Source organism: Streptomyces colwelliae, assembly GCF_048158785.1.
Lineage (GTDB): Bacteria > Actinomycetota > Actinomycetes > Streptomycetales > Streptomycetaceae > Streptomyces.
Genome location: NZ_JBLTJC010000371.1, coordinates 1 through 9,920, shown reverse-complemented (window position 1 = coordinate 9,920; position 9,920 = coordinate 1). Strand labels below are relative to the sequence as shown.

Sequence of the window (9,920 nt, the reverse complement as noted above, 5' to 3'; positions counted from 1 at the left end):
CCCCTCCGCCCCCCGTCTGATCCTGGTGAAGGCGGACGGCAGCGTCTCGATCCACGCGGACGACCGGGCCTACAAGCCCCTCAACTGGATGTCTCCGCCCTGCACGCTGAAGGAGGGTTCCGGGGACGACGAAGGTGTCTGGACCGTCATCAACAAGGCGGGCGAGAAGCTCATCATCACGATGGAGGAGATCCTCCACGACTCCTCGCACGAACTCGGCGTGGACCCCGGCCTGATCAAGGACGGCGTGGAAGCGCACCTCCAGGAGCTGCTCGCCGACCGCATCGACACCCTCGGCGAGGGCTACACGCTGATCCGCCGCGAGTACATGACGGCCATCGGCCCGGTCGACATCCTGTGCCGGGACGCCGAGGGCCAGACCGTCGCGATCGAGATCAAGCGGCGCGGCGAGATCGACGGCGTGGAGCAACTCACGCGCTATCTGGAGCTGTTGAACCGCGATCCCCACCTCGCCCCGGTGCGCGGCATCTTCGCCGCCCAGGAGATCAAGCCCCAGGCCCGCGTCCTCGCCACGGACCGCGGCATCGGCTGCACGGTCCTGGACTACAACGCCCTCCGCGGCATCGAGGACGACAAACTGCGCCTGTTCTGACGGCACTTCGACAGACTTCGACAGACACTGGCTTCGCTACGACGAAAAGGGCCGGTTCCGATCATCGGAACCGGCCCTTTCATGTCGTACGGAGGGTCAGATGACGGCACCCGCACTACTCGACGTGTCCGCGCCGACACTCTCGGGCGCGGCCGAACTGGCCGTCTCGACGGGGGCACTTGAGGCCGCACCGCTCGCCGAGGTGTCGGCGGACGGGGTGATCGACGGCGTGGGCGACTCGGTCGGCGACGTGGAATCGCTCGGAGTCGGCGACGACGGACTGCTCGGGTCCGTCGGCCTCGTCGTGGTCGGGGTCGACGAAGGCGGCTTGGTCGTGGACTTCGTCGGCGACGGAGTGTGCGACCCGTTCCCCGACCCGCTCGTCCCGCTCGGGTTGTCCGAGGGCGTCCCGCCGCCGTCCGTCGGCGTCGGATCGTCCGACGTGCCGTAAGTGCCGTCCGGACCCGGGTCGGTGGGCCGGCTGGTGGCCGTGCCCGTGTCGCTGCCGTCGTCCTTCTTCGCCTTGTCGGCGCCGAGGCTGTCGTCGCCGAGACCCTGGCTCGCGGACGGGTTGGGGCCGACCTCGTCGGACGGGTTGTTCGCGTTGTTGTTGGACGTGGCGCCCAGGGTCACGACCGTGCCGAGGACGGCGGCGAGCAGGACGCCCGCGCCGGCCGCGACGAGGTTGCGCCGGGCGTAGCCGCGCAGGCCGCCCCGGGCCTTGTTGTGGGGCTTCGGGGGCGAGGGCTGGTGCGCGACGAGGGTGTAGGTGTCGCCGGGCGGCTGGAGCGGCGGGAAGGGCGCCGGTATCCCGCCGGGCGGTGAGGCCGACTCCTCGTAGCGCGCGTCGGGCACTTCCTCGCCGGCCGTGGAGCCGAGGGCGACCGCGATGCCGGAGCGGTCGGCGACCAGGGCGAGGGCACGGCGTCCCGCGACGGCACCGCGCTTGTCGGCGGCGGCGCCGCGCAGGCCGATGGAGGACTCCAGTTCGGCACGGGCCCGGTCCAGCTCGCCCTCGCAGAGCGCGAGGACACCCAACTCGTGCTGGAAATAGGCCTGTTCGCTCACGTCGTCGGCGAGCTGCGCGGCCTCGGTACCGGAGCGCAGCGCGTGCTCCCAGGCGCTCCAGTGCAGTCCGGCGGCGAACGCGGGGGCCGCCGTGCGGGCCAGGTGGACGGTGGTGCTCTCCTCGCCGTCGCCGGGCGGTGTCGTCGCCGGCAGGAGGGCGACGAGGGCGGCGAGCAGGGCGTCCGCCTCGGCGCACACGCGCGCGGGCGTGACCGAGGGGTGCCCGGCCCACCAGGAGTAGTGCAGGGCGGCGATGAGGGCACCGGACGCGACGTCGTCGCCGTATCCGGCGGCCTCCAACTGGGTCTGGACGCCGGCGGCGAGCCGGTAGCGGGAGCCGACCGGGGAGACCAGTCCGCAGCCCGCGAGTTCACCGAGGGCGGCGTCCGCGTGGGTGTCGCCGACGAGCGCGGGCAGATGCGCCTGGTGCGGCACCTCGCCGTCGAGGGCGACGGCGAAGCGCAGGGTGGCGCGGGCCGAGGTGCTGAGCCGGGAGGCGAGCAGCGGCGCGGGCGCGGCGGCCTCACCGAGGGACGGCAGGGGTACGGAGTCGCCCTCTTCGGGGTCGAGGGGCGGGGCGTCGAAGGGTTCGTCGACCGGGGGCGCGTCCTGGAAGACGCCGAACTCCTCGACGGCGCTGGTCCCGACGCGCAGTTGGTCGCGCTGGCGGAGCAGGGCGCCGGCCTGGACGAAGCGCAGGGGCAGGCCCTCGGACTCGAAGTAGAGGTCGCCCGCCCAGTTCGCCTCCTCCTCGGTGAGGACGCGGCCCACGGCGCGCTCCAGGACCTCCACGGCGCCGGGCCGGCCGAGGCCGCCGAGGAAGACCTCCTCGATGGCGGAGTCCGCGGACGGTGCCGGGACCTCCGGGGTCGCGGCGATCAGGAAGGCGCACTCGGGCGTCGCGTCGAGGAGTTCGTCGAGGGCGGCGGCGCCGAACTCGATGTCGTCCAGGACGACGACCGCGCCGATCTCCCGCGTCAGCGCGAGCAGTTCCGCCCGGTCGGGCCGGTGCAGGGGCGCGTCGTAGACGGCGTGGAAGAGGTCGTGGAGGAGGTCGCCGGCGGTGCGGTGGAAGCCGGTGAGGCGGATCACGCCGTCGGGGGCGAGGTCCAGGCAGTCCTCGGCGACGAGGTCGAGCAGGCTGGTGCGGCCGGAGCCCGAGGGGCCGGTGAGGCGTACGGAACGGCCGCGGGCGAGCAGCCGTACGAGACGCTCGCGCTCCTCCTGGCGCTCCAGGAGCGGCAGTTCGGGGCGGTTCAGGCCGGGCGGGACCGGTGGTCTGGCCGCGCGGGCCGCCTCGGCGCGCTCGGCGGCGCCGAACTTCGCGGGCCGGCCGGGCCGCTGTCCGGGCGGGCAGACCTCGATCTCGCTGCCGTCGACCGGGTTGACGGTGAGCAGGAAGTCACCGGTGACCAGCTGCACGGTGCGGGCGAGTGCGGGCGTGTGCTGGCCGAAGTCGGGTGTGAGGGGTTCCCGGGGCGGGCGCTGACGCGACGACGTGTCGTCGCTGTCATGGCCGTACTCCTCGGGTCCCCGGTCGATCGGGTCCATAGGTCCAAGCCCCCCAAAAGCGTCGTGTGCGGGTCGACAGGACCCAAGGCCCCTCCCGGCCTTGTGCACACCGCGCTGTCGCTTCTGGTCCGGGCCCGCTCGAAGGGTTGTAAGGCAGCGGGCGACCGAACCCTAAACCTTCGCACAGTATCTACGACAGGCCGGGGTACCGCGCCGTCCGAGACATCACAGTCTCGTGAGGATTGTGCGTGGCGCACATTTCCCGGGCACCTGACGTGGGCTCTTCCGAAAAGCGTGACACTTTCGGCGAAAGTGTCACACTCTGGGAAGCGACTCCACCCCGATGCCGCCCTCGATGGCGAGGATGCGGTGCAGCCGGGTGGCCACCAGCAGACGCTGCATCTGCGGCGGTACGCGGCGCAGCACGAGGCGGCGGCCGCAGCGGCCGGCCCGTCGGTGGGCTCCCATGATGACGCCGAGGCCGGTGGCGTCCCAGGAGTCGAGCTCGGACAGGTCCAGCACCAGATCGCCGACTCCGTCGTCGACGGCCGAGTGAAGGACCGTACGGGCGTCCGCCGCGCTGCGGACGTCGAGGCGGCCCCCGACGACCAGCTCGGCGTGGTCGCCCCTGATGTACATATGCGCTCCCCGTGAGTGCGGTGGCGTACTCCGTGATGTAGGTGATGCAACCTCTGACTGCGTGAAGTGCCACGAGGTTGCCGTCTGTGAGCGAACCGATACCGAATTCACCCCTGCGTGTGATGGGTCAGGGGCGTGTGCGGTTTCAGTGCTTGTAGAAGCCCTGCCCGCTCTTGCGTCCGATGTCACCGGCGTCCACCATTCGGCGCATCAGCTCCGGCGGGGCGAACTTCTCGTCCTGCGACTCGGTGTAGATGTTGCTCGTCGCGTGCAGCAGGATGTCGACGCCGGTGAGGTCCGCGGTGGCCAGCGGGCCCATCGCGTGGCCGAAGCCCAGCTTGCAGGCGAGGTCGATGTCCTCGGCGGTGGCGACGCCCGACTCGTACAGCTTCGCCGCCTCGACGACGAGCGCCGAGATGAGACGGGTCGTCACGAAGCCGGCCACGTCACGGTTGACGACGATGCAGGTCTTGCCGACGGATTCGGCGAACTCCCTTGCGGTGGCGAGGGTTTCGTCGCTCGTCTTGTAACCGCGCACCAGCTCGCACAGCCCCATCATCGGGACCGGTGAGAAGAAGTGCGTTCCCACGACGCGCTCCGGACGCTCCGTCACGGCCGCGATCTTCGTGATCGGGATGGCGGAGGTGTTGGAGGCGAGGACGGCGTCCTCGCGCACGATCTTGTCCAGCGCGCGGAAGATCTCGTGCTTGATTTCGAGCTTCTCGAAGACGGCCTCGACGACGATGTCCGCGTCCCCGACGGCGTCGAGGTCGGTGGTCGCCGTGATACGACCGAGAGCCGCGTCGGCGTCGTGCGCCTCCAGCTTGCCCTTGCTCACGAACTTGTCGTACGAGGCCTTGATGCCGTCGGTGCCACGCTTCAGGGCTTCGTCGGTGACATCGCGCAGGACGACGTCCCAGCCCGCCTGCGCGGAGACCTGGGCGATACCGGAACCCATGAGTCCGGCGCCGATGACGGCAAGCTTCCGTGCCACTGTGCGACTCCCCTTTGAAACGCTTACAGCGTGTATCCGTATGCCTCTCGGCGGACCCTAGCGAAGGTGCGGCGCTGTGTGACCGGTTAGTAACGCGCGTCACGTCTCATCTGACGGACATCACACCGGCACGGGTCATTCGACCGCCCGTACGGCGTAGTTGAGGACGTTCTCGCCCAACAGGTCCTCGATGTCGTCGAGGAGGACCAGGGCCTCTCGTGACACTTCGCCCGGATTGCGCCCCTTGACCATCTCACGCCCGATCACACCCATGACGGTGCTGTGCACCCAGCCGAGCTGACCGGCGATCAGGTGCGGCATCGGGTCGTCGTCCGCGGCGCCGGTCTCCTCACGGAGGGCCTCCTCGAGATTGGCCTGCACCTCCTGGCCGATCGCCCACAGCCGTGAGCGCAGCGCCGGCGCGTCCTCGATGACCCGCATGAAGGCGGCATACCCGGGCATCAGCCCGACCCGCGGCGAGACCGCCTCGATCTCCTCGCGCAGTTCGCGCAGGACGGCGACGGCGGCCGACTCCCCCTTGTTCCGGCCGCGCACCCAGCGGACCATCCGGTCGACCAGTCCGGCGGAGCGGTCGAAGAAGAGGTCCTCCTTCGCCGGGAAGTAGTTGTAGACGGTGTTGACGGAGACGTCGGCGGCGTCGGCGATCTCGGCGACGGTCACCGCGTCGAAGCCGCGCGGGTGCCTCCGGCAGGAGAACCAGCGCAGAATGCCGGGGTCGGGGTGCCCGGCACCCACAAGGGCGAGGTCGTCGGATACGGGTGCGTGCCGGACGGCTTCACCACACCCCTGCCTGCCGCTCAGGCCGCCCGCCAGGGCCCCGTGGAGGCCGTCCGCCGCATCGACCTCACCGTCCGCGAGGGCGAGATCCTCGGCTTCCTCGGTCCGAACGGCGCCGGCAAGACCACCACCCTGCGGATGCTCACGACCCTGCTCGCACCGACCGGCGGAACGGCCTCGGTCGCGGGCTGCGACCTGACGGCCGATCCGGTCGGAGTCCGGCGGGCGTGCGGATACGTGGCCCAGTCCGGCGGGGCGGACCCGAACATCGGCGTGCGGGAGGAACTCGTCACCCAGGGCCGTCTCTACCGCCTGACCAGGGATCAAGCAGCGGTACGCGCCGAGGAGTCGGCCCGCGATCTGGGCTTCGCCGACCTCCTCGACCGCAAGGTGGGCGCACTCTCCGGCGGCCAGCGGCGCCGCCTCGACATCGCGATGGCCCTCACCCACGGCCCGAAGGTCCTGTTCCTCGACGAGCCGACGACCGGCCTCGACCCCGGCAGCCGCGCCGACCTGTGGGACCTGATCCGTCGCCTGCGCGACGCCCACGGCACGACCGTCTTCCTGACCACCCACTACCTCGACGAGGCCGACGCCCTCGCCGACCGTCTGGTCATCGTCGACAAGGGCGTCGTCGCGGCCGAGGGCACCCCGCACGCGCTGAAGCTGCGACACGGCGGCTCGATCGACGCGACGCTCCAGGACACGTTCCTCGCCATCACCGGCCGCGCCCCCGCCCCGGCCGACGCCGCCCCCGTATCCGTATAGGACCCGAATCCGTATCCGTAGAGGAACCCGATGCTTCTCCAAGACACCGCACTGATCTACGGCCGCTACCTCCGGCAGTCCGTGCGCTCCCGCTTCGCACTGCTCTTCGGGGTGCTGATGCCACTGCTGTACCTGCTGTTCTTCGGCCCGCTCCTGACGGGCCTGCCGCTCGGCGGGAGCGGCAGTTCATGGCAGGTGCTGGTACCCGGGCTGCTGCTCCAACTCGGCCTGTTCGGCGCCTCGTACGCGGGCTTCACGATCATCATCGAGAAGAGCCAGGGGGTGGTCGAGCGGATGCGGGTGACCCCGGTCAGCCGTCTCGCCCTGCTGCTGGGCCGCGTGCTGCGCGACGCCACCGTGTTCGTCTTCCAGGCGGTGCTGCTGGTGCTGGCGGCAGTGGCGACGGGGCTGCGCGCTCCCCTCGGCGGGATCCTGATCGGCTTCGTGTTCGTCGCCCTGCTGACGGTCTCGCTCGGCTCGCTGTCGTACGCCGCGGCGATGAAGGTCGACACCCCCCAGGAGTTCGGCCCGCTCATCAACGCCATGACCATGCCGTCGATGCTGCTGTCCGGACTGATGCTCCCGATGACCCTGGCACCGGCCTGGCTGGACGCGCTCTCGCACCTCATGCCGTTCCGCTATCTGGTCGACGCGGTGCGGGACGCGTACGTCGGCTCGTACACGACGGTTCACATGCTGTACGGGGTGCTGGTGGCGGTCGGCTTCGCCGTACTGACCGTGACGGTGGGCACACGCGTGTTCCGCACGGCCGGAGCGTAACTACGCTGGCCGCATGGTCAATCTGACGCGCATCTACACCAGGACCGGCGACCAGGGCACCACCGCCCTCGGCGACATGAGCCGGGTCGCCAAGACCGACGTCCGGATCTCGGCGTACGCCGACACCAACGAGGCGAACGCGGCGATCGGCACGGCCATCGCACTGGGCGGTCTCGACGAGGACATCGTCAAGGTCCTCACCCGCGTCCAGAACGACCTCTTCGACGTGGGCGCGGACCTGTGCACGCCGGTGGTCGAGAACCCGGAGTTCCCGCCCTTGCGGGTGGAGCAGTTCTACATCGACAAACTGGAGGCGGACTGCGACCACTTCAACGAGCAGTTGGAGAAACTCCGCTCCTTCATCCTCCCCGGCGGCACACCGGGCGCGGCCCTGCTCCACCAGGCGTGCACGGTCGTACGACGGGCGGAGCGGTCGACGTGGGGGGCGCTGGAGGTGCATGCCGAGGTGATGAACCCCCTGACGGCGACCTACCTCAACCGGCTGTCGGATCTACTCTTCATCCTCGCGCGTACGGCCAACAAGGAGGTCGGGGACGTGCTGTGGGTCCCCGGCGGGGAGCGCTGACCGGCAGTCCATTGAGAGGGTGGCGGGCGTACGGCGGTGATCGAAGGCGTACTTCACGCCCCGTCCGGGGCCGACCTACCGAAGATGTCCGCGAGCACGTCCGCGAGCGTGGCTCTCGGCGTGTCACCCTCCTCGGCGAGAGTCCGCCGAGCCTTCCTCGCAAGCAGTTCGTCCGCCGTCGCCTCCAGCGCGTTGCACTCCGCTTCGCGGACAGACGCGGATGCGGATTCGTCCATACGGCCAGTGTCCTCGTCCCGGTGCACCCGAACTGCATCCTTCGACGTACCCACAGACCATCCCGCAGGAGCACACCGGGCGCCCGAGCCCCCTGTTGGATGGAGCCATGCCCCGCCGACTCCCCCGCCCGCACCGCGACGACGTGCGGATCGCGCTGGGCGGGCTGCTCGGTGGGCTGTTCCTGTGGGGTGTCGGGCTGTTCAGCCGGACCGGCGACGACCCGCTCACGCTGATCGACCGGACGTGGGCGGTGCTGCTCCCGCTCGCGATGACCGCCGGCTGCGAGTTGCCGCGCCGGACCCGGCCGCGCACCGCGCTGCTCGTCGGGACGGGCGCCGTCTGCGTGGACCTGATCACGCCGGGCAGTCTCGCCACCGTCCTCATGTTCACGGACCTGGTGTACGCGGCCGTCCTGTACGGCACCGCCGCGGCCGCCCGGCGCATCCCCTGGATCACCGGGCTGCTCACAGTGGTCGGCGCGGTCGTGCCGTATGTCGCCTGGCGGACCCCGCAGGCGCTGTTCATCGGCGCGGCGGTCGGACTTGTGACGCTGGTGCCGGCGGCGACCGGCTGGGTCGTGCGGAATCATCGCGACACCGCCGTCGCGGAGCGGCTGCGCGCCGAACAGACCGCCCTGCTCGCGGAGATGGACCGCACCCAGGCCGTCACCGCCTGGGGGTCCCCCCTCTGGAGGAGGGCCCGGATGGCAATGAAGTTGCACGACATGGTCACCAACCACCTCTCCGCGATCGCCATTCACTCCACGGCCGCGCTCTCCCTCGACGACCCGAAGACCTCGCGGGACACCCTCGCCGTCATCCGCGAGAACAGCGTCGAGGGGCTGTCGGAGATGCGCCGGCTGATCGGCATCCTGCGGGGTGCTGATCCTGGGCAGCGCGCCCGACATCGAGGTGGTCGGCGAGGCGGCGGACGGGGAGCAAGCGGTGGAGCCGGCGAGGGAGTTGAGGCCCGACCTGGTGCTGACGGATATTCAGATGCCGCGCCTGGACGGAGTGTCGGCGACTCGGCTGGTGGTGTCCGAGGGGCTCGCGGACGTGCTGGTGCTGACCACGTTCGACCTCGACGAGTACGTCTTCGGGGCGCTGCGCGCCGGGGCGTCCGGCTTCCTCCTCAAGAACGCCGAGGCCGCCGAACTCCTGGGCGCGGTAGGGACGATGGCGGGCTGCGAGGCACTGCCCAACGCGCGGATCGCGGACCGGCTCGACATGGCCGAGGCGACGGTGAAGACGCACGTCAGCCGGTTGCCGGCCAAGCTGGAGCTGCGTAGCCGGGTCCAAGCGGCGGTGTTGGCGCAGGAGTTGGGGGTTTAGCACACCTGCACGGAAGTGGTCCAGACCTATTGACCCGTGGTCCAGACCTTTCTATTCTCGCGGCACTGTGGGTGCGAAGGCTCAGTCGCGCCCCGACACCCCCGACACCGTCTCCAGCGCGCCGGAGGCGTAAAACAAAAGAGGAGGCGCTCAATGCGCTTCAGACATCGAGCAGTTGCCGGGTTCGCGACCCTGCTGCTTCCGCTCGCCGCTCTCGTCGGCCTGGCCGGTCCCGCCCAGGCCGCGTCGACCGCGACCGCCACCTTCACCAAGACCAGCGACTGGGGCACCGGCTTCGGCGGCCAGTGGACCGTCAAGAACACCGGTACCAGCGCGATCAGTTCATGGACGGTCGAGTGGGACTTCCCCTCCGGTACGTCCGTCACCTCGGCCTGGGACGCGGACGTCACCAGCTCCGGCACCCACTGGACCGCGAAGAACAAGTCGTACAACGGCACCATCGCCGCGGGCGCCTCCGTCTCCTTCGGCTTCAACGGCGCCGGCTCGGGTGCGCCCTCCAACTGTCTGCTGAACGGCGGCAGTTGTGACGGCGGCACAGGACTCTGGTTCGCGCGGCGGGCTTCAGTCTTGAGG

Annotated in this window: 11 protein-coding genes and 1 pseudogene; 7 read left to right on the top strand and 5 right to left on the bottom strand. The window is 70.4% G+C overall.

Translation table 11 applies throughout. The annotated features are described in order from the left end of the window. A partial coding sequence (gene nucS, locus ACNFOC_RS44230) for an endonuclease NucS (RefSeq protein ID WP_416964658.1) occupies positions 1–613 on the top strand: 613 nt, incomplete at its 5' end. 96 nt (positions 614–709) lie between these two features. Here nucS and ACNFOC_RS44225 read toward each other — a convergent pair. The 4 genes from ACNFOC_RS44225 to ACNFOC_RS44210 all read right to left on the bottom strand — a co-directional run bounded on the left by ACNFOC_RS44225 (position 710) and on the right by ACNFOC_RS44210 (position 5,555). Continuing rightward, positions 710–3,232, bottom strand: coding sequence for an ATP-binding protein (locus tag ACNFOC_RS44225; RefSeq protein WP_416964657.1), 2,523 nt, complete (start codon positions 3,230–3,232; stop codon positions 710–712). Positions 3,233–3,508: 276 nt separating this feature from the next. Beyond that, complete coding sequence (locus tag ACNFOC_RS44220; RefSeq protein WP_030596935.1) at positions 3,509–3,832, bottom strand: STAS domain-containing protein; 324 nt, start codon at positions 3,830–3,832, stop codon at positions 3,509–3,511. Positions 3,833–3,977: 145 nt separating this feature from the next. Continuing rightward, entirely contained in the window at positions 3,978–4,826 is an 849-nt protein-coding gene (locus ACNFOC_RS44215; protein WP_366098228.1) for a 3-hydroxyacyl-CoA dehydrogenase family protein, read from the bottom strand. A 135-nt stretch (positions 4,827–4,961) separates the two neighbouring features. Next, positions 4,962–5,555 carry a TetR/AcrR family transcriptional regulator gene (locus ACNFOC_RS44210; RefSeq protein WP_416964660.1) on the bottom strand — a complete coding sequence of 198 codons (594 nt, stop codon included), beginning with the start codon at positions 5,553–5,555 and terminating at the stop codon, positions 4,962–4,964. A 54-nt stretch (positions 5,556–5,609) separates the two neighbouring features. Between ACNFOC_RS44210 and ACNFOC_RS44205 the strand changes: the two genes are divergently transcribed. The 3 genes from ACNFOC_RS44205 to ACNFOC_RS44195 are packed head-to-tail and all read left to right on the top strand — an operon-like array spanning position 5,610 to position 7,758. Continuing rightward, a complete protein-coding gene (locus tag ACNFOC_RS44205) occupies positions 5,610–6,392 on the top strand; it encodes an ABC transporter ATP-binding protein (RefSeq protein ID WP_416964659.1) in 783 nt (260 codons plus the stop codon). A 30-nt stretch (positions 6,393–6,422) separates the two neighbouring features. Beyond that, a complete protein-coding gene (locus tag ACNFOC_RS44200) occupies positions 6,423–7,172 on the top strand; it encodes an ABC transporter permease (protein WP_416964656.1) in 750 nt (249 codons plus the stop codon). A 13-nt stretch (positions 7,173–7,185) separates the two neighbouring features. Next, positions 7,186–7,758, top strand: coding sequence for a cob(I)yrinic acid a,c-diamide adenosyltransferase (locus ACNFOC_RS44195; protein WP_416964655.1), 573 nt, complete (start codon positions 7,186–7,188; stop codon positions 7,756–7,758). 53 nt (positions 7,759–7,811) lie between these two features. On the opposite strand, the gene ACNFOC_RS44190 is transcribed toward ACNFOC_RS44195, so the two are convergent. Then, the gene (locus ACNFOC_RS44190; RefSeq protein ID WP_416964654.1) at positions 7,812–7,994 is read right to left on the bottom strand and encodes a hypothetical protein; all 183 of its coding nucleotides are present in this window, start codon (positions 7,992–7,994) and stop codon (positions 7,812–7,814) included. Between ACNFOC_RS44190 and ACNFOC_RS44185 the strand changes: the two are divergent. The 3 genes and pseudogenes from ACNFOC_RS44185 to ACNFOC_RS44175 all read left to right on the top strand — a co-directional run. Beyond that, positions 7,979–8,815 (top strand): annotated as a pseudogene (locus tag ACNFOC_RS44185) (sensor histidine kinase); the annotation flags it as partial. The gene ACNFOC_RS44190 and the pseudogene ACNFOC_RS44185 sit on opposite strands and share 16 nt — an antisense overlap. Positions 8,816–8,873: 58 nt before the next feature. After that, positions 8,874–9,326 (top strand): response regulator, encoded by a 453-nt coding sequence (locus ACNFOC_RS44180; protein ID WP_416964653.1) that lies wholly within the window; start codon positions 8,874–8,876, stop codon positions 9,324–9,326. Positions 9,327–9,479: 153 nt separating this feature from the next. After that, on the top strand, positions 9,480–9,920 hold a 441-nt coding region (locus tag ACNFOC_RS44175; RefSeq protein WP_416964652.1), incomplete at its 3' end, for a cellulose binding domain-containing protein.